This window comes from Aggregatibacter sp. oral taxon 458 str. W10330, assembly GCF_000466335.1.
In the GTDB taxonomy this organism is placed as follows: domain Bacteria; phylum Pseudomonadota; class Gammaproteobacteria; order Enterobacterales; family Pasteurellaceae; genus Aggregatibacter.
Window position 1 is genome coordinate 165,658 of the sequence record NZ_KE952604.1, and the last position, 18,997, is coordinate 184,654.

Annotated in this window: 17 protein-coding genes and 1 tRNA gene; 11 read left to right on the top strand and 7 right to left on the bottom strand. The window is 43.0% G+C overall.

Annotated elements, in window-relative coordinates:
• On the bottom strand, positions 1-2,064 hold the full coding sequence (locus HMPREF9065_RS05355) for a TonB-dependent receptor (RefSeq protein ID WP_033002498.1): 2,064 nt from the start codon (positions 2,062-2,064) through the stop codon (positions 1-3).
• A 170-nt stretch (positions 2,065-2,234) separates the two neighbouring features.
• Here HMPREF9065_RS05355 and HMPREF9065_RS05350 point away from each other — a divergent pair, with 170 nt between their 5' ends.
• The 7 genes from HMPREF9065_RS05350 (at position 2,235) to HMPREF9065_RS05320 (ending at position 9,216) form a co-directional block, all read left to right on the top strand.
• Positions 2,235-2,816: a TetR/AcrR family transcriptional regulator gene (locus HMPREF9065_RS05350; protein WP_033002499.1), complete on the top strand. Its 582-nt coding sequence runs from the start codon at positions 2,235-2,237 to the stop codon at positions 2,814-2,816.
• A 170-nt stretch (positions 2,817-2,986) separates the two neighbouring features.
• On the top strand, positions 2,987-3,646 hold the full coding sequence (locus HMPREF9065_RS05345) for an amino acid ABC transporter permease (RefSeq protein ID WP_021615968.1): 660 nt from the start codon (positions 2,987-2,989) through the stop codon (positions 3,644-3,646).
• Entirely contained in the window at positions 3,636-4,304 is a 669-nt protein-coding gene (locus HMPREF9065_RS05340; RefSeq protein ID WP_021615969.1) for an amino acid ABC transporter permease, read from the top strand. The genes HMPREF9065_RS05345 and HMPREF9065_RS05340 overlap by 11 nt, the downstream gene beginning before the upstream one ends.
• A gap of 9 nt (positions 4,305-4,313) precedes the next feature.
• The gene (locus HMPREF9065_RS05335; RefSeq protein ID WP_021615970.1) at positions 4,314-5,078 is read left to right on the top strand and encodes an amino acid ABC transporter ATP-binding protein; all 765 of its coding nucleotides are present in this window, start codon (positions 4,314-4,316) and stop codon (positions 5,076-5,078) included.
• Positions 5,062-5,916, top strand: a complete 855-nt coding sequence (locus tag HMPREF9065_RS05330) for a cysteine ABC transporter substrate-binding protein (RefSeq protein WP_021615971.1) — start codon at positions 5,062-5,064, stop codon at positions 5,914-5,916. The genes HMPREF9065_RS05335 and HMPREF9065_RS05330 overlap by 17 nt, the downstream gene beginning before the upstream one ends.
• A gap of 366 nt (positions 5,917-6,282) precedes the next feature.
• Entirely contained in the window at positions 6,283-8,256 is a 1,974-nt protein-coding gene (cpdB, locus tag HMPREF9065_RS05325) for a 2',3'-cyclic-nucleotide 2'-phosphodiesterase (protein WP_021615973.1), read from the top strand.
• A 204-nt stretch (positions 8,257-8,460) separates the two neighbouring features.
• A complete protein-coding gene (locus HMPREF9065_RS05320; protein WP_021615975.1) occupies positions 8,461-9,216 on the top strand; it encodes a Nif3-like dinuclear metal center hexameric protein in 756 nt (251 codons plus the stop codon).
• A 45-nt stretch (positions 9,217-9,261) separates the two neighbouring features.
• Here HMPREF9065_RS05320 and HMPREF9065_RS10090 read toward each other — a convergent pair.
• A tRNA-Sec gene (locus HMPREF9065_RS10090) sits at positions 9,262-9,356 on the bottom strand.
• Positions 9,357-9,501: 145 nt separating this feature from the next.
• On the opposite strand from HMPREF9065_RS10090, the gene ppiD reads away from it, so the two are divergent.
• The 4 genes from ppiD to hda all read left to right on the top strand — a co-directional run bounded on the left by ppiD (position 9,502) and on the right by hda (position 14,287).
• Entirely contained in the window at positions 9,502-11,349 is a 1,848-nt protein-coding gene (gene ppiD, locus HMPREF9065_RS05315) for a peptidylprolyl isomerase (RefSeq protein ID WP_021615976.1), read from the top strand.
• A gap of 116 nt (positions 11,350-11,465) precedes the next feature.
• Complete coding sequence (gene upp / locus HMPREF9065_RS05310) at positions 11,466-12,092, top strand: uracil phosphoribosyltransferase (protein WP_006719274.1); 627 nt, start codon at positions 11,466-11,468, stop codon at positions 12,090-12,092.
• Positions 12,093-12,223: 131 nt separating this feature from the next.
• On the top strand, positions 12,224-13,468 hold the full coding sequence (locus HMPREF9065_RS05305; protein ID WP_021615977.1) for a nucleobase:cation symporter-2 family protein: 1,245 nt from the start codon (positions 12,224-12,226) through the stop codon (positions 13,466-13,468).
• A 114-nt stretch (positions 13,469-13,582) separates the two neighbouring features.
• On the top strand, positions 13,583-14,287 hold the full coding sequence (gene hda / locus HMPREF9065_RS05300) for a DnaA inactivator Hda (RefSeq protein ID WP_021615978.1): 705 nt from the start codon (positions 13,583-13,585) through the stop codon (positions 14,285-14,287).
• A gap of 9 nt (positions 14,288-14,296) precedes the next feature.
• Here hda and HMPREF9065_RS05295 read toward each other — a convergent pair whose 3' ends face one another.
• From HMPREF9065_RS05295 to HMPREF9065_RS05275, 5 genes are read right to left on the bottom strand one after another with little or no spacing between them, the layout of a single operon-like run.
• Positions 14,297-14,749 carry a methyltransferase family protein gene (locus tag HMPREF9065_RS05295; RefSeq protein WP_033002500.1) on the bottom strand — a complete coding sequence of 151 codons (453 nt, stop codon included), beginning with the start codon at positions 14,747-14,749 and terminating at the stop codon, positions 14,297-14,299.
• Positions 14,750-14,799: 50 nt separating this feature from the next.
• Complete coding sequence (locus HMPREF9065_RS05290) at positions 14,800-15,414, bottom strand: YfgM family protein (protein WP_021615980.1); 615 nt, start codon at positions 15,412-15,414, stop codon at positions 14,800-14,802.
• 9 nt (positions 15,415-15,423) lie between these two features.
• On the bottom strand, positions 15,424-16,701 hold the full coding sequence (gene hisS, locus HMPREF9065_RS05285; RefSeq protein WP_021615981.1) for a histidine--tRNA ligase: 1,278 nt from the start codon (positions 16,699-16,701) through the stop codon (positions 15,424-15,426).
• 25 nt (positions 16,702-16,726) lie between these two features.
• The gene (ispG, locus tag HMPREF9065_RS05280) at positions 16,727-17,830 is read right to left on the bottom strand and encodes a flavodoxin-dependent (E)-4-hydroxy-3-methylbut-2-enyl-diphosphate synthase (protein ID WP_021615982.1); all 1,104 of its coding nucleotides are present in this window, start codon (positions 17,828-17,830) and stop codon (positions 16,727-16,729) included.
• Between the two features lie 10 nt (positions 17,831-17,840).
• Complete coding sequence (locus HMPREF9065_RS05275) at positions 17,841-18,818, bottom strand: RodZ domain-containing protein (protein WP_021615983.1); 978 nt, start codon at positions 18,816-18,818, stop codon at positions 17,841-17,843.
• Positions 18,819-18,997 lie beyond the last annotated feature (179 nt).

Genomic DNA, 18,997 nt, shown 5'->3' on the forward strand with positions numbered 1-18,997 from the left:
TTAAAATCTTAACTCGGTAGAAAGCCCAATTTGGCGTTCCGGCTGACGGGTAATGTCGCCAGAGCGCGGTACGAGTAAGATATCTTTGCGTGAGTTAAGCACGTTGTCGGCATAAAGCGTGATTCTGGCATGCTTAAAGTCGTACGCTAAATAAACATCAAGTTGGTCATAATGCCCTACTTTACCATTGGCTAAGTTGTCGGCAGTGGAATAATAACTGCTGTTGTAGCTGTAATTGGTGCCAATTTCTAGGTGGTCAAGAAGACGATAATTGATCCCCACTTTTCCGCTGAAACTTGGTGCGCGAGCGAGTTTATTCCCTTCAATGCCGCTGTTTGGATAACGTTTGATATCGGTTTTTAACATCCCGATGCCCGCATTAAGTGCCAGTTTCTCCGTAGCCTGCCATTCGGTATTGATTTCCGCACCATAGGTGACGACTTTATCGGCATTGCGGATCACGATAGAATTTGGACCAAGGGTAAACGGTAACTGCATGTCTTTGTAGTCGTTATAGAATAGGTTGCTGTTAATTCGTAGGCGTTTATCTGCGGATGTCCAACGATGATAAAGTTCGTAGTTCCAGACATATTCTGCGTCATATTCATAGCTGGTGTATGGGATACCGAAGGTCACACCGGCACCGCCCGGGTTGTAACCTTTGCCTACTTTAAAGCCTAAGCGTTGATCATCGTTAATTTTCCATGCAATGTCTGCTTTTGGCAGGAAGACATTGTATTTCTTATCCCGGTTGATGGAAAACATCGCACTTTTGCCTTTACGCTGATGATGTTCCTGTTCATAGCGAGCAGAAAGCGTCAATTCAAACGGAATATCCGGCGTAAAGGTAATTTCACCAAAGGCCGCCTTGGTTTTCGTTTTATCATTAAAATTTGTCGTAATCGGCGTGCGAGCAATGCGCCCGTTGAGCATCGTAACACTTTCATCTTGTTTCGCATTGAAATAGAACAAACCGAATAAACCACGGTATTTTTCGTTTTCGTATTTTACAATGGGTTCAATTTGGAATTCATTGCCATCAACACGAGCCGGAACACCTCGACGATTTGGCGGCAATGCGGTGTTAAATGGCGAGGTCGTTTTTCTATCGTGAATAAAGTGGGTATAAACCAATTTATTTTCCCATTTCCAATGCTCTGAGAGTTGATAGCCAATGTCCCAAATGGTGCTGGCAGAGCGTGTTTGGAATACCGGGCGTTCCGGCGTGTAACGTGGTGAATTAGGTTGTAACTCTGTTTCGCTTTGTGGCGCTCTTGCGTTTAAATGATTGAACGTTAAACGGCTATAGAGATCCGGCAAGGCAGACGGCGTCCACAGTAATTTGGCGCGGGTATTGGTGGCTTTAAACCAACGCGGGTTGCCGACGGGATCGTAATGTGGTAAATCTACAGCAGTTTCGCGTTGTTGATGATCTACGCTTAAACGAAACGCCAATTCGTCTTTCACCACCGGGCCTGAAATCAGGGCAGCCGTTTGTGCCAATCGATGATTCCCCATATTTAATTTCGCTGCACCTTCCCATTCTTGCGTTGGGTCATTGCTGGTCATGACCACCGCACCAGCAATGGCGTTACGCCCTTGGGCATAGCTTTGCGCCCCACGATAGATTTCTACCTGTTTCATATCCCAGAGGGATTTTGTACCGAACGCCAGTTCGTTATAGCTGGAAGTTCTGCCGTCAATTTGCATATTTAGTCTTGGGCGTGAACCGGCAAAAAATGCCACCGCACCTACCGCCGGGCCGGACCCGTCAACGCCACGCACAGTGGGTAAGTCATTGCCCAAGCCGGTGTCTAAAATATTCACATCGCGTTTTAATAATTGGGTTGCAGACAGTAAATTGGCTTCTCGTTTGAGTTGTTCGGCGGTTACCACGGAGGTGCTTGAACCGGTAGAGGATTGACTACGCTCAAATTTTTCACCGGTCACAGTGATTTCGTCTAGTACTGTGGTCTGATGACTTTCTTCGGCATGGCTAGAAAAAGAATAGGCACTCATCAGGCAAAGGCTAATGAGGCTGAGTCGTGGGGATAACTTGTTCATGGGTTCTCCTAGGCTTTATTTTGATTTAAAGTTTACACTTTTTGCATTAACTGATTAATAATGTAAACCTAACATAATCACAACAGGAAAGTAAATAAGAATTTTTCTCAAATTTGACATTTGACAATTAAAGGCTTTCGGCTATGTTATTGCCCCTTAAGGAGCGAACCATGAAAAAAGATATTTTTTTGAAACAGGTTGCCACTGAACTGTTTTATCAACAAGGCTGGAGATTAACCTCTGTCGCAGAAATTTGTCGGGCGGCAGGGGTAAGTCGAGTGACGTTTTATAAATATTTCCCTACCAAGCAAGATTTAGTGAAATGTATTTTTGAAGAACAAAAAAATAATATGCGTCGGGAATTTGACAGACTGTTAGCCACAGAAGCAGATTTAGCCACGGTGATCCAGCAGATTTTGATAATGCAGCAAGAATCCATGGCAACGTTGTATTCCACCGCCGTATTACATGATTTAAATCATGATCAAGATGAAACCTTACAGACTTTTTTTCGGCAAATGGCACAGGAAAAATATCACTATATGCACTATTTTTTCAGCACGTTACAACAACGCAAAAGCGTACGTGATGATTTTCCTGTGATTTTAATTGATGTGTTGATCCAAAAAATGGATGAAATGATTCACTCTTCCGTCTTACAACAACATTATGCCGGCAAAGAACAGCAGCTCTTTAAAGATGTGTTACAGCTTTTTATGCATGGCATTGCCTATCAGAAAAATGCCACCTGATTCTTTGAGTAAAAACATTTCAAAAACAGACCGCACTTAGCATGGAAGATGACGGCATCAGGCATCGTTCGCCATGATTTCTGGTTATAACATATAAAAAACCGTTCTTTCCTTAAAAAATTGTCTTCTTTTTATAATGCACGAAAATCTTGTTTCGTTTTGAATTACATATGAATTGGCAATATATCTGGAACACATTACCACGTTTTATTGATGCGACTTGGATAACGTTGCAGCTTTCTTTTTGGGCGATTGTCCTTTCGTTGTTCATCGGTTTTTTCTGCGCCATTGTGACGACATATAAGGTGCGTATGCTCAATCCCATTGTGAAATTTTATATTGAACTTTCCCGCAACACACCTTTGTTGATTCAGGTTTTTTTCCTGTATTTCGGCTTATCTAAGGTCGGTATCAAATTAGACGGCTTTACTTGTGCGGTGATTGGCCTTGCGTTTTTAGGGGGAAGTTATATGTCAGAGGCCATTCGGGGTGGTTTGGAAGCGATTCCCCGTGCTCAGTTGGAATCGGCGTTAAGTTTAGGGTTGACGCCGGCACAAGCCTTTCGTTATGTCTTATTCCCCCAAGCCTTTGCGGTTGCTGCACCGGCGATCGGCGCCAACAGTTTATTTTTAATGAAAGAAACTTCCGTGGTGAGTGCGATTGCCATTGCGGAGTTAATGTTTATGGCAAAAGAGATTATCGGCATGGATTACAAAACGAATGAAGCGCTCTTTTTATTAGTGGTGTTTTATTTGTTGATTTTATTGCCGGTGTCATTGTTTATCACTTACTTGGAACGTCGTACACGGAGAGCAAAATATGGGGCTTAATGTGTTATTTGAAGGGAGTAATTTTGAACGGTTATTAGGAGGACTCTGGGTAACGGCACAAATTGCCTTTGTTTCTGTCTTCTTTGCCTGCATTCTCGGTATTCTTCTCGGCTTGTTGATGACAAGCAAAAATCGCCTGATTCGTGTTGTTTGCCGTTTTTATTTGGAATTTGTCCGCATTATTCCGTTATTGGTATTGTTATTTATTACCTATTTTGGCGTGGCAAAATGGTTCAATACGCATATTGATGGCGTGACTGTTTGTATTTGGGTCTTCATTTTTTGGGGAACTGCGGAAATGGGCGATTTAGTGCGTGGTGCCTTGACGTCTATTGAAAAACATCAGACAGAATCTGCTTATGCCTTGGGTTTAACGCCATTACAAACGTTTCGTTATATTTTATTGCCACAAAGTTTGAAACGCGTTACGCCAAGCGCCATTAACTTGTTTACACGCATGGTGAAAACCAGCTCGCTTGCTATGTTAATCGGTGTATTGGAAGTGATTAAAGTCGGGCAACAGATTATTGAAACCTCCCTGTTTACGGAACCCTCCGCTGCCTTGTGGATTTATGGTGTGATTTTCTTGTTATATTTTGTGATTTGCTATCCGTTATCTTTATTTTCACGTTATTTAGAAACCTATTGGGAAAAATAGAAGGTGTGTATGCCCTTATTAGAAATTAAAAACTTAGTGAAATATTACGGCGAAACCCTTGCCTTAAATGGAATTAATTTATCCGTTGAAAAAGGCGAGGTGGTGGTAATTTTAGGCCCATCCGGCTGCGGTAAAAGTACGCTCTTACGTTGTATTAACGGCTTAGAGGAGATAAAGAGCGGTCAATTAATTTTGCAAAATGAAGGTGAGTTGGGGAAAGACTTGCCTTGGGTGAAGGCCCGTCAACATATCGGCATGGTGTTCCAGAGCTATGAATTATTTCCGCATATGTCGGTCATCGACAATATTTTGCTCGGCCCGCTTAAAGTGCAGAAACGCCAGCGTGCCGAGGTGGAAGCTCAAGCCGATATGTTGTTGAAACGGGTCGGGCTGTTTGATCGCAAAAATGCCTATCCGCGCGAGTTATCGGGTGGACAGAAACAACGCATAGCCATTGTGCGTTCTTTGTGTATGAATCCTGACATTATGCTGTTTGACGAAGTCACTGCCGCACTTGACCCGGAAATGGTGCGTGAAGTGTTGGATGTGATTTTAGGCTTAGCGAAAGACGGCATGACGATGCTTATCGTGACCCATGAAATGTCTTTTGCCCGCCAAGTGGCGAATCGCATTGTGTTTATGGATAAAGGACAAATCGTTGAACAGGCTTCGCCATCGGATTTCTTCACTAATCCGCAAACCGACCGTGCGAAAACCTTTCTTAACATTTTAAATTACGAACCAAGAGGAGTTAACTATGAACAAAACATTTAAAAAAGTGACCGCACTTTTCGCCACCGCATTATTGGCAATGGGCCTAACCGCTTGCAACGATAAAGAGGGCAAAACGGAATCGGCGGCTTCATCAACGATTGAGCAACTCAAACAAGCCGGCAAAGTGCGTATCGGTGTCTTTAGCGACAAACCGCCATTCGGCTATGTGGACAGTCAAGGCAAAAGCCAAGGATTTGACGTGGAAATCGCCAAAGCCATCACCAAAGATTTATTGGGCGATGAAAATAAAGCGGAATATGTGTTAGTTGAAGCGGCCAACCGCGTGGAATATCTTACTTCCAATAAAGTGGATATTATTCTTGCTAATTTCACGGTCACCCCAGCGCGTGCAGAAGTAGTTGATTTTGCTAAACCTTACATGAAAGTGGCATTGGGTGTTGTGTCGAAAGATGGCGCAGTGATTACCGATGTAAATCAATTAAAAGGTAAAACCTTATTAATCAATAAAGGCACTACGGCAGACGCTTATTTCACTAAAAATTATCCTGACATCAAACTGTTGAAATTTGAGCAAAATACCGAAACCTTCGAAGCTTTACGTGACGGTCGTGGCGATGCGCTTGCCCATGACAACACATTATTGTTCGCGTGGGCGAAAGAAAATCCGGGCTTTACAGTGGGCGTGAAAAACTTAGGTGATCAAGATTTCATTGCGCCAGCAGTGAGAAAAGGGGATACCGAATTGTTGAACTGGTTAAATGCTGAAATTGAAAAACTAGGTAAACAAGGCGTGTTAAAACAAGCCTACGAAAAAACTTTAAAGCCTATTTATGGCGATGCCATTACGGAAGCAGATGTCGTGGTGGAGTATAAATAACTAAACGCCTTCATGAAAACGCCCTGTTATGTGAAAACAGGGCGTTGTTGTTTGTTTAAGTGTAACAACCTTTTGGGTATCCAAATTTTGGCGATTTAATTACGGTCGTTTTTTATTCTGAATGCCCTTTTACGTTTATTTTTCCTTCTGCCAATTCATCCCAAAATTCATCCAACACTGACCGCACTTCAGTCGCGCAGCTACAACAGTATTTACGGTGTTAGGTGTTTTTTGCGGTTGTACTTGGTGAGCGGTGATCTTCATACCACAACCAGGTGAGTGAGATTGATATATCGCTTGCCTTTTACCCCGCGCTTAATTTCTTTTACAATAACCCCGCTAATTACCTAACAGAAGGCATTTATTATGATGAACAGAAGACGTTTTATTCAAATCGGCGCGAGCAGTGTGCTGGCGCTCAGTTGTAATCGCATGGCGTTCGCGAAAAGCGATAATCAAGTCGATTTACGCATTATCGGTACTACCGATATTCATAGTTTTTTGACGGATTTTGACTATTACAAAGACGCACCGACAGAGAAATTCGGGTTTACCCGTGCGGCAAGTTTGATTCGCCAAGCTCGTGCGGAAGTGAAAAACAGTGTGTTGGTGGATAACGGTGATTTGATTCAAGGTAACCCGATTGCCGACTATCAAGCGGCAGTGGGCTATAAAGAAGGCAAACCAAATCCGGCGGTGGATTGCTTAAATGCGATGCATTATGAAGTGGGAACATTGGGTAACCACGAGTTTAACTACGGTTTGGATTATTTGGCTGATGCCATCAAACAGGCAAATTTCCCGATTGTGAACGCTAACGTGGTGAAAGTGGGAACTGAGGAGCCGTATTACACACCTTACGTGATTCAGGAAAAAACGGTGGAGGACAATAAAGGCAAGTCACATAAGCTAAAAATCGGTTATATCGGTTTTGTGCCGCCGCAAATTATGGTGTGGGATAAAGCCAATTTAACGGGCAAAGTGGAAACCCGCGACATCGTAAAAAGTGCGCAAAAATATGTGCCGGAAATGAAGAAAAAAGGCGCGGATATTATCGTGGCGTTGGCACATACTGGCCCATCCGACGAGCCGTATCATGAAGGTGCAGAAAACTCAGCGTTCTATCTTGCCGATGTGCCGCATATTGACGCGGTGATTTTCGGTCACTCCCACCGCTTGTTCCCGAATAAAGAATTTGCCAAATCACCGAACGCAGATATTGCCAAAGGTACCGTAAAAGGCGTGCCGGAAAGTATGGCGGGCTATTGGGCGAACAATATCAGTGTCGTAGATTTAGTGTTGAGCGAGCATAACGGCAAATGGATTGTCACTGACGGCAAAGCGGTATTGCGTCCGATTTATGATGCGGAAAACAAAAAGGCGTTGGCAGAAAATGACCCGGAAATGACCGCACTTTTAAAAGAAACTCATGAAGCAACCCGCAAATTCGTATCACAGCCGATTGGTAAAGCCACCGACAATATGTATAGCTATTTGGCACTGGTGCAAGATGACCCAACCATTCAAATTGTTAACCAAGCGCAAAAAGCCTATGTGGAAAACGTTGCCCCAAGCGTACCGGCGATGGCGGGCTTGCCGATTTTAAGTGCAGGCGCACCGTTTAAAGCGGGCGGTCGTAAAAACGATCCAACAGGCTACACCGAAGTGAACAAAGGCGAGTTAACGTTCCGCAATGCGGCAGATTTGTATTTGTATCCAAATACCTTGGTGGTTGTGAAAGTCAGTGGCGAGCAATTGAAAGAATGGTTGGAATGCAGCGCGGGGATGTTTAAGCAAATCGATCCGGCGAGTGATAAACCACAATCTTTATTGGATTGGGATGGCTTCCGCACCTATAACTTCGATGTGATCGACGGTGTCAATTATGAATACGATTTAACCCAACCGCCACGTTATGACGGCGAGTGCAAGTTAATCAATCCGGATGCACACCGTGTAGTGAATCTGACTTACCAAGGCAAACCGGTGGATCCGAAAGCGGAATTCTTAATCGCGACCAATAACTACCGTGCTTACGGTAATAAATTCCCGGGCACAGGCGACAAGCACATTGTTTACGCGTCACCGGATGAAAACCGTCAAGTGTTGGCGGATTACATCAAAGCCACCAGTGAAAAAGACGGCGCAGTGAACCCAAGCGCTGATAAAAACTGGCGCTTCATGCCGATTAAAGGCAATGATAAATTAGATGTGCGCTTTGAAACGTCACCAAGTGAACAGGCGGCACAATTTATTAAAGAAAATGCTCAATACCCAATGAAACAGATGGGTACTGATGAAGTGGGATTTGCGGTATATCAAATTGATTTGACGAAATAAGCGAAATTAAACTTGATCATTATATATTTAAATATATAATGAGCTCGTTTGTTTAATGTTAAGATTGTCGTCATACTTAAACACAGGGCTAGTACAAAAACTCCCCCACGTCTTTTGAAAGATATTTGTACTAGCCATTTTTTTCTTCTTATTCCCCCTCAAAAGCTTTACTATTAAGGCTTTCTTTCTTTTAGAGATACATGTATGCATAACCTTGCGCTCGAAAAACAACTGAATCAAAAATTAAATAGCCGATTGATTGCCGACTATTGCCCCAATGGACTTCAAGTTGAAGGCAAATCGGAAATCCGGAAAATCATCACAGGAGTAACCGCCAGCCAAGCGCTGATTGACTATGCGGTAGCACAAAACGCCGATGCCTTGCTGGTGCATCACGGCTATTTTTGGAAAAACGAAGATCCTTGTATTCGGGGTATGAAAGGCAATCGGATTCGTAAGCTGTTAACCCATGGAATCAATTTATATGCATACCACTTGCCTTTGGATGTTCATCCTGAATTAGGTAACAACGCACAACTTGCGGCATTATTAGGCATTGAAAATTTGCAACCGTTAGAACAAGGGGCAACCAGTATTCCTATATGGGGAAATTTAAAACATCCTTTAACAGGCGAACAATTTGCTGAGCGGATTGCACAAGTATTACATCGTCAGCCGTTAATTTGTATCGAAAACGGACCGCACTTTATTCATAAAATTGGGCTTTGTACCGGTGGCGGACAAGGTTATATCGATCTTGCCGCACAACAAGGCTGTGATGCTTTTATTGCCGGTGAAGTGTCTGAACAAACCATCCATAGTGCAAGAGAACAGGGCATCCATTTTTTTGCGGCTGGTCATCATGCGACCGAGAGGTATGGGGTCAAAGCCTTGGGAGAATGGTTAGCGAAAGAATACGGATTGGATGTTGAATTTAAGGATATAGATAATCCAGCGTAAAATGCGGCGCTTTTAATAAGAAGGCAGGATAAAGGTAAGAGGCATTGGCGGAAGATCGTAGGAGTTGAACCTACCCGAGACTGCTGGCAGCCTCAACAGGATTTGAAGTCCTGCCGCTTCACCGGAAACGACGATCTTCCCTTTAAAAAAATCGTGCGAACTTTAGCGTAAAAGCCGAGGTGTTTCAAGAGAAATGGTAAAAAATTTACTTTTGTTAGTGCGGGAAATAGTGCTTTAGATTATAATCGCAAGGATTTTTTGCTTTATTTTTATAGGATACATTTCATGGTAATGGAAAAACTACACGGAGCTTCAACCAGCTGGGCTTCTAAGTTTCTTTTTGGTTTTATTACTGTCACATTTGTTATCAGTTCGATGGCAGGCTATCTTTATACCCGCGTTGATAATTCTGCGGCAAAAGTCAATGGAGAAGAGATTTCACAGCACACGTTTCAAAATCAATATAATGCTGCCTCCCGTAATTTAAGCCCGCAAGATGCCGATTCGCCGGCGCAAATCACTCAGCTCAAAACACAAATTTTAGCGTCTTTAATTAACCAAGAATTATTACGCCAATATGCGAATGATCTTAAACTAGGTGTCAGTGACGACCGTGTTAAACAAGAGATCGTGACGACACCGTCTTTCCAAAATAACGGAAAATTTGACAATACCCTTTACCAGCAAATGCTACAAAGTAATGGCATTTCCGCTGAAACCTATGCCGGCTATGTACGAGAAGCATTGCGTTTAGAACAGCTTCAAAATGCGTTGGCAGCCACAATGTTTAGCGTTCCAGTGCAACAGGAAGCATTGGAAAAATTATTTTTCCAACGTCGTCAAGTGCGTTTTGCGAAGTTATCGCTTTTGGATGAAATTGAGAAACAAAGCGTAACCGATGAGGAAATTCAAGCTTACTATGAGGCACATAAAGCGGAATTTACCTTTCCGGAACAGGTTAAAGTGCAATATCTTGACTTATCCGGTGCGAACATGGAAAAAAATATGAATGTGACTGATGTAGAAATTGCGCAGTATTATCAAGATAATAAAGCGCAATTTACGACACAAGGTCAGCAACATTTAGCCCATATTCAAGTAAAAACTGAGCAACAAGCGCAGGATTTATATCATCAATTACAACAAGGGGCTGTCTTTGAGGCGTTAGCGAAAAATCACTCTATCGATCCAACCAGTTCAGAAAAGGGCGGTGATTTAAGTTGGGTAAGTGCGGGTGAATTTCCAGCCGTTTTTGAAGAGGCGGCAAATGCGTTAGAGGTTGGAAAATATAGCCAACCGATAAAAGTGGATGGCAATTACCATATTATTTTAGTGAAAGAACGCAAACCTGCGAAAGTGTTACCTTTAGACGAGGTGAAAGCCGAAATCGCGGCACAAATTCGTCAAAATTTAATGGGTAACCAATTCTTTTCTATTGAAAAACGCGTAGCAGATAAAGCTTTTGAAGACGCGTCTTCATTAAAAGCTGCAGCAGATGAGGCTGGCGTAAAAGTTCAGGAAACCGGCTATTTCTCTCGTAAGGATGTGCCGTCAGAATTAAATTATCCGAATGTCACGTCGGCAATTTTTGATTCTGATCTTTCTCAAGGCGGTAGCAATTCTGAGCCGATGAGTGTAGGCGAGCAACATTCTTTAGTGGTACGTGTGCTTGATCATAAACCTCAGTCCACCCGATCCTTCGAGGATATGAAGGGCGAAATCGCAGCAACATTAAAACACCAAAAAGCTGAAGCCATTGTGTTAGCACAGGCGGATAAGTTTGTACAAGATTTGACGGCTGGGAAAATCGTAGATGGATTAAATTTTGGTGAAGCACAAACATGGGTTTTTGCCGAAACGAAAGATCCTGTCCTTGGAGACGTTATTTTCTCAATGAAAAAACCGGCTGATGGCAGCGTGACTTATAATGCCGCTAAAAACGCAGAAGGTGGCGTAGTGATTGTGGCGTTGGATAGTGTCGAGGACGGTAAGTTAACTGCCTCAGAGAAAAAACAATTTGCAGCACAAATAGAACAAACCGACCGCATCAGTTTGCAAAATAGCTTATTAAATGCACTACGTGCCAAAGCGAAAATTGAGATAAACGACACATTTATTAACCAAGAGCAATAATCAAGCGTAATGCCTATGATGTCATAGGCATTATTTTTGAGCTAAATTTCGTATGCTTTAATGTATTCATCTCGATTCTTTTCGCGGTGAGCCGTTTAACATGAAGGAGATAAAAAATGAAATTAGTCGAAGTCAAACATCCATTGGTGAAACACAAATTGGGTTTAATGCGTGCTGCAGAAATTAACACGAAAAAATTCCGTGAATTAGCCACCGAAGTCGGAAGCCTATTAACTTATGAAGCCACATCCGATTTAGAAACAGAAAAAGTGATTATTGACGGTTGGTGCGGTCCGGTTGAGATTGACCAAATCAAAGGTAAAAAAGTCACTGTCGTACCGATTTTGCGTGCAGGCCTTGGCATGATGGACGGTGTGTTAGAGCATGTTCCAAGTGCGCGTATCAGCGTTGTCGGAATGTACCGTAATGAAGAAACCCTTGAGCCGGTACCTTATTTCCAAAAATTAGCCAGCGATTTAGATGAACGTTTAGCTATCGTCGTTGACCCGATGCTAGCAACCGGTGGTTCTATGATTGCAACCATCGATTTGCTCAAACAAAAAGGGTGTAAACACATTAAAGTCTTAGTATTAGTTGCCGCACCGGAAGGTCTTGCTGCATTAGAAAAAGCGCATCCGGACATTGAATTATACACCGCGGCAATTGATGATCACTTAAACGAAAACGGTTATATCATTCCGGGTTTAGGTGATGCAGGAGATAAAATTTTCGGTACGAAATAATCCTGAAACCGGAAATTTTATTAACACGTTAGGCGGATTTTTATCCGTCTTTTTGCGGCAAAAAGAAACAAAAACATTTCGAAAAATGACCGAACTTTTTAAGTTAATTCAGACAGCGAGTTGAAACTTATATGACAAATACAACACAAGCTCCCATCACGGAGCAACAGAGTTCCGTTAAACAAGCATTTGTGGGTTTACAAATGCTATTCGTCGCCTTTGGTGCATTGGTTTTAGTGCCGTTAATTACCGGATTAGATGCCAATACTGCCTTGCTTACCGCTGGTATCGGTACTTTATTATTCCAACTTTGCACCGGCAAACAAGTGCCGATTTTCTTGGCATCTTCTTTTGCCTTTATTGCGCCGATCCAATACGGCGTCGCCACTTGGGGGATTCCTATCACCATGGGCGGCTTAGCCTGTGCCGGCTTGGTTTATTTGGCACTGAGCGCTTTAGTTAAATTACGTGGTGCCGCGGCATTGGAACGCATTTTTCCTCCGGTGGTCGTCGGTCCCGTGATTATTATTATCGGTATGGGCTTAGCGCCGGTCGCCGTCGATATGGCACTCGGTAAAAATAGCGCTTACCAATACAATGATGCTGTTTTAGTCTCTATGGTAACCCTCATCACTACCTTGTGTGTGGCTGTTTTTTCCAAAGGGTTAATGAAACTTATCCCGATTATGTTCGGTATTGCGGTGGGCTATATCCTATGTCTTTTCATGGGACTCATTAATTTTCAACCGGTTTTAGATGCGCCTTGGTTTAGTTTGCCAAACATCACCACACCGGAATTTAAATTAGAAGCCATTTTATATTTACTGCCAATTGCCATTGCGCCCGCTGTGGAGCATGTTGGTGGCATTATGGCGATTAGTTCCGTGACCGGCAAAGACTTCATCAAAAAACCGGGGTTACACCGCACTTTGTTAGGTGATGGTATTGCAACCAGTGCCGCTTCCTTATTAGGTGGTCCGCCAAATACAACCTATGCAGAAGTGACCGGTGCAGTCATGCTCACCCGTAATTTCAATCCCAATATCATGACTTGGGCGGCCGTCTGGGCAATTGCGATTTCCTTCTGTGGAAAAGTCGGTGCCTTTTTATCTACCATCCCAACTATCGTAATGGGCGGTATCATGATGTTGGTATTCGGTTCCATTGCCGTTGTCGGCATGAGCACCTTGATTCGCGCCAAAGTCGATGTCACCGAGGCACGTAACCTTTGCATCATTGCTGTGGTCATGACATTTGGTATCGGTAATATGTTTGTTGATGTCGGCGGCGTGTCTTTAAAAGGAATCAGCCTTTGCGCGGTAGTTGCCATCATTTTGAACTTGGTATTACCTAAAGCGAAAAACGAAGCCGCATAAAATGCATATGTAACAGTCATTAGCGGGAAGGAAAAATATCCGCTAATGACTTTCTAATTTTAAAAATTTCGTTTATTCTTACCGCACTTTATTTCAGCATTTTCGGTATTTGATTTGAGCGAGCCATATTTCCAACTTCCTCTCCCCATTCATCAATTTGATAATGACACGCTGGAAAATTTCTACGCGGAAAACAATCAGCTTCTGCTCAGCTCGCTACAAAAAAACTTTTCTCATCTTAGCCAACCTTTTTTCTATCTTTGGGGGCAGCGTGGTTGCGGGAAAAGCCATCTATTAAAAGCCATTTGTCATCATTACTTAACGCATCAGCGCCCTGCCTTATACGTGCCTTTGAATAAAGCACAATATTTCTCTCCAGCAGTACTGGAAAATTTAGAGCAACAAGAATTAGTGTGTTTGGATGATTTACAAGAAGTGATAGGAAATCCGGATTGGGAAGTGGCTATTTTTGATTTAATCAATCGAATCCGAGAAACCGGAAAAACGCTTTTAGTGATCAGCGCAGATCAATCTCCGACCAATTTATCGGCCCATTTACCGGATTTGGCGTCTCGTCTAACATGGGGCGAGGTCTATCAATTAATGCCGTTAAATGATCAACAAAAAATTACAGTCTTACAACTGGCGGCACACCAACGCGGCATTGAATTGCCTGACGAAACGGCTAATTTTCTTTTCAAACGCTTAGAACGGGATATGAAAACCTTGTTTAATGCGTTAGAAAAACTCGATCAAGCTTCATTGCAGGCGCAACGTAAACTAACGATTCCCTTCGTTAAAGAAATTTTGGCGTTATAGTAGCGAATGTTACAACCATCTGCGGGTGCGTTGGCAGTACGCCGTAAATGCATCACCAAAAATATTTCGTAAATTTTCCTCTTCCCGCTTAATTTGAAATTCGGTGATATACCACACAAATAGCATCACACCTAATATGGCTGACAACGAGCCAAGGTAAGCATTCCACGCCAATAAAACAAAGGCTAAGCCTAAATACATTGGATTACGGCTATATTGATAAATTCCATTCGTCACTAATTGTGAGGCTTTTTCGATTTTTAGTGGATCAATCGTGGTTTTAGCGAATAAAAATTGTAAGACGCTCGCCATGCCGATCACGCAACCTATTCCGCCAAGTACAATCACCAACCACAATGGAGATGGAAATTGCCAAACAGGTGGGAGCATTTTCATTAGCAAAGCACAGAAGACAAAAATTAATGGGGGTGGAATAGGGATTTTGCGTTGATTATTCGCCATGATATTCCTCATTGTTAAAAGAAAGGCTTGGTTTTCCCAAGCCTTAAAAACTATAAATTATTTAACCGCACTTGAATGAGTTGTTGCTCTAACGGAGTGGCATTTTGCTGGGCTTGTTGATAAGCGCTTTTCGCAGCCTCCTTATCTCCTTTCGCCAACTGAATATCGCCAACTAAGATATTTTTAGCCCCATTCCAAGCCTCATCTTTCACTAATTTCAAACTGTCTAACGCCGGATCAAATTGTCCAAGCTGGAATTGTACCGCCGCCAAACGCAACGCCGTTACAGAAGATAAAATGTCATCTGTTGATTGTGCCACCGCTTGTTTTAACGCTTCTTCAGCTTGCGTAAAATCTTGTTTTTCAACAGCAATTTTTGCTTTATCTAACAAGGCTAACACCGCGTAGGCAGTTTTCTCATTATTTTTAATGAATTGAGCAAATTGCGCTTCTTGTGCTTGTGGATCTTTTTTATAGTTAAACAACACCTGCTCATACTCGGCAGAAACATTGTGGATTTTTTGTAGCTGATAAGATTGCCAATAGTTCCAGCCGAATACGCCAACACAGGCAATCACAAAACAAGCAATAATAAACTTATAGTTTTCTTGCCACCACGCCTTAATCGCACTGAGTTCTTGTTCTTCTTCAATGGTATATGCCATGTTTTTTCCTTATTTGAATGTGTTTTGAATGTGATTGATGATGTCGCTTAATGCCACAACCACTTGTTCGCTATGTTGCAACAAGTCTTTTACCACCACTTGTTGATTTTTCACTTCATCCTCGCCGATGACCAAGGCTAACTTCGCTCCACTTTTATCGGCTCGTTTAAATTGTTTTTTGAAATTCCCGCCACTGCAGTGTAAAAGCGTACGTAAGTACGGTAATTCTGAACGAAGTTTTTCCGCCAAATTAAAGGCTGCTACGGTAGTGCCTTCACCTTGATAAACGATGTAAATATCCACCGCACTTGGCAAGGTAATCTGTGTATTCACTTCCTGTACCAACAGGACCAAACGCTCCAAGCCCATAGCAAAGCCAACACCACTTGTGGCATGACCGCCTAGCTGTTCAACCAACCCATCGTAACGACCGCCACCACAGACGGTACCTTGTGCGCCTAAAGCAGAAGTCACCCATTCAAATACGGTTTTGTTGTAATAATCTAAGCCGCGCACCAATTTTTGATTGATTTCGTACTGAATGCCTAAATTATCAAGCAAGGCGCATAATTGCGCAAAATGTTCGCGGGAATCGTCATCAAGATAATCGTGTAATTTCGGTGCATCATTTAGCACTTCTTGAACACGTTGATCTTTACTGTCCAAAATGCGTAACGGATTGGTGGTTAAACGACGCTTGCTGTCTTCATCTAAAATATCGATGTGATTTTGTAAAAAATCGACCAAGGCTTGACGATAATTTTTGCGCGCCTCTAATGAACCAATGGAGTTTAGTTGAAGCGTGACATGGTCAAAAATGCCTAAATCCTTCCATAAACGGGCGGTTAAGGCGATAAGTTCCGCATCAATTTCCGGATTAGGAATACCAAAAATCTCCACGCCGACCTGATGGAACTGACGGTAACGGCCTTTTTGCGGACGCTCATAACGGAACATCGGCCCCATATACCATAAGCGTTGTTCTTGGTTGTACAACAAACCATGTTCAATACCGGCGCGAACACAACCTGCCGTGCCTTCCGGACGCAAAGTCAAACTTTCTTCATCACGGTCATCAAACGTAAACATTTCTTTTTCCACCACATCGGTAACTTCACCAATAGCGCGAGCGAATAACGGTGTGCTTTCCACAATTGGCATACGGATTTCCGCGTAACCATACGCACTTAAAACCGACCGCACTTTATTCTCAACCCATTGCCATAGCGGGGTTTCTGTTGGTAAGCAATCGTTCATTCCACGAATTGCCTGAATAGTTTTTGCCACAATAACTTCCTGTGTTTATTAAAAATTAAAGAATACGATTTTTAGGATCTTGCTGCGCAACACGGGCACGGATCTTCGCTTCTAATTGATTAATTAAATCGTCGTTATCAAAACGTTCTTTCTGACGCTCACCGTCAAGATAATAGCCGCTTTTCTTATTACCGCCGGTGACACCTAAATCAGACACCAACGCTTCTCCCGGGCCGTTGACAACACAGCCGATAATTGACACATCCATTGGCGTAATAATATCTTCTAAACGTTGTTCGAGTGCATTCACTGTGCCAATTACATCAAATTCTTGACGGGAACAGGTTGGGCAAGCAATAAAGTTAATGCCACGAGAACGAATACGCAGTGATTTTAAAATATCAAAGCCCACTTTGATTTCTTCTACCGGATCGGCAGCTAAAGACACTCGTAGCGTGTCACCGATCCCTTCAGCCAACAACATCCCTAATCCGATGGCAGATTTCACTGCACCGGCACGCGCACCACCGGCTTCAGTAATGCCTAAATGCAAGGGCTGTTTAATGGCTTTCGCCAGTAAACGATAGGATTCCACCGCCAAATACACATCGGAGGCTTTAACGCTCACTTTAAATTGATCGAAGTTCAAACGATCTAAAATTTCAACATGGCGCAATGCTGATTCCAACAATGCTTGTGGCGTCGGTTCACCGTATTTTTCCTGAATATCTTTTTCCAGTGAGCCGGCATTCACCCCAATACGAATGGGGATATTTTTATCTTTCGCGCAATCTACTACGGCGCGAATACGATCTTCACGTCCGATATTGCCCGGATTGATACGCAAGCAGTCCACACCATATTCGGCAACTTTCAACGCAATGCGATAATCGAAATGAATATCGGCGACTAATGGCACGCTCACTTGCTGTTTAATTAATTTAAAAGCTTCCGCCGCTTCCATGGTCGGCACAGACACACGCACAATATCGGCACCCACGCGCTCTAACGATTTGATTTGCGCGACCGTGGCTTCAACATCGGTCGTTCTTGTGTTGGTCATCGACTGTACTGCAATCGGTGCATCACCCCCGATGGGGACATTCCCGACATAAATTTTCGTGGATTCTCTACGCTGAATTTTTGGCTTTTCTAACATTGTTCACTCATTATTGAGGTAATTTAAATTTTGCGACACGCCCATCCACCGTCAACGGGAAGGCTTCGCCTTTATATGTAATTTTCACATTTGCCGGCGCACCGATAATTAAAGAATAAGGCTCTCCTTCACTGAAATTGAGGACATCGCCTTGTTTATATTCTTTTTGCGCTAACACTTTGCGATTTTTGTCTTTCACACTGATCCAACAATTACCGATAACTTCAATGTATAAAGCCTCTTTTGTTGCAGCCGCAGAAACACTTGAATTTTCCACCGCACTTTGTTGTTGCGGCTGTTGCGCCGTGGTTGTTTCTGCAGTTGATGCCGGTTTGGTGCCGGTGATTTTATCCATTTCCGCTTGTAATGCATTGGTTGGCACTGCTGCAACAGATTTATTCACCGATGGCGTTGCTGCGTTGCTTATTGCCGGGCTATCCGCAGTAGAACTTGTTGCGGTAATAACACCGGTAGCATCTTGCGGTTTGTCATTGGATACTGCAGCAGGCGTTGAAGTGGTTGCCATGGTTTGGGTGTAGGCGTTGACTAAATTATCGCGCTCTTCATTGGCATGCTGATGATTTTCCCACCACCACATTCCTGTCATGCCGATCACGACAAGCACCACCAACGCAGTTAAATAACCGACCCAACGATGATGTGATGTGTATTGATTGACAGCATGTGTCGCTCTCGCATTTTTGCCTAAATCATTTTCTTGGTCATGACCAAAATGCACTAAATTTGTCCATTCGGATTCCGGAATGCGTAAAAATTTAGCATAGTTTCGCACATAACCTCGCATGAATGTCGCCGGAACGGCTGCATTCACAAATTGATTTTCTTCAAGACTTTTTAAGATTGATGGGCGTAATGCGATAGCTTCGGCGACCTCTTCCAAGGAAAGGTGTAATGCTTCTCGCGCGATACGAAATTTATCACCGAGTGTTATTTCTGGTGAATCGGTTTGGCATTCTTGTGTGTTCATAAATGAAAGGTTTTTTACTAAAATTTAACGGGTAAAGTTTAAGGTTGTCAGGCGTCTTTTGCAACTGTTATATAGCGTGATTCTGCGCCACGAGAGAATTTGTTAAGCATTTTGGGCGAAAAAATAAAGGCGGAAAATATGCTTGAAAAGAAGCGAATGAACAAGCAACAAAAACAGGG

What these genes read in the sequence shown, in the direction of transcription:
- HMPREF9065_RS05355 (WP_033002498.1), bottom strand. Translation starts at nt 2,064, where the DNA reads ATGAACAAGTTATCCCCACGACTCAGCCTCATTAGCCTTTGCCTGATG.
- HMPREF9065_RS05350 (WP_033002499.1), top strand. Translation starts at nt 2,235, where the DNA reads ATGAAAAAAGATATTTTTTTGAAACAGGTTGCCACTGAACTGTTTTAT.
- HMPREF9065_RS05345 (WP_021615968.1), top strand. Translation starts at nt 2,987, where the DNA reads ATGAATTGGCAATATATCTGGAACACATTACCACGTTTTATTGATGCG.
- HMPREF9065_RS05340 (WP_021615969.1), top strand. Translation starts at nt 3,636, where the DNA reads ATGGGGCTTAATGTGTTATTTGAAGGGAGTAATTTTGAACGGTTATTA.
- HMPREF9065_RS05335 (WP_021615970.1), top strand. Translation starts at nt 4,314, where the DNA reads ATGCCCTTATTAGAAATTAAAAACTTAGTGAAATATTACGGCGAAACC.
- HMPREF9065_RS05330 (WP_021615971.1), top strand. Translation starts at nt 5,062, where the DNA reads ATGAACAAAACATTTAAAAAAGTGACCGCACTTTTCGCCACCGCATTA.
- cpdB (WP_021615973.1), top strand. Translation starts at nt 6,283, where the DNA reads ATGATGAACAGAAGACGTTTTATTCAAATCGGCGCGAGCAGTGTGCTG.
- HMPREF9065_RS05320 (WP_021615975.1), top strand. Translation starts at nt 8,461, where the DNA reads ATGCATAACCTTGCGCTCGAAAAACAACTGAATCAAAAATTAAATAGC.
- ppiD (WP_021615976.1), top strand. Translation starts at nt 9,502, where the DNA reads ATGGTAATGGAAAAACTACACGGAGCTTCAACCAGCTGGGCTTCTAAG.
- upp (WP_006719274.1), top strand. Translation starts at nt 11,466, where the DNA reads ATGAAATTAGTCGAAGTCAAACATCCATTGGTGAAACACAAATTGGGT.
- HMPREF9065_RS05305 (WP_021615977.1), top strand. Translation starts at nt 12,224, where the DNA reads ATGACAAATACAACACAAGCTCCCATCACGGAGCAACAGAGTTCCGTT.
- HMPREF9065_RS05295 (WP_033002500.1), bottom strand. Translation starts at nt 14,749, where the DNA reads ATGGCGAATAATCAACGCAAAATCCCTATTCCACCCCCATTAATTTTT.
- HMPREF9065_RS05290 (WP_021615980.1), bottom strand. Translation starts at nt 15,414, where the DNA reads ATGGCATATACCATTGAAGAAGAACAAGAACTCAGTGCGATTAAGGCG.
- ispG (WP_021615982.1), bottom strand. Translation starts at nt 17,830, where the DNA reads ATGTTAGAAAAGCCAAAAATTCAGCGTAGAGAATCCACGAAAATTTAT.
- HMPREF9065_RS05275 (WP_021615983.1), bottom strand. Translation starts at nt 18,818, where the DNA reads ATGAACACACAAGAATGCCAAACCGATTCACCAGAAATAACACTCGGT.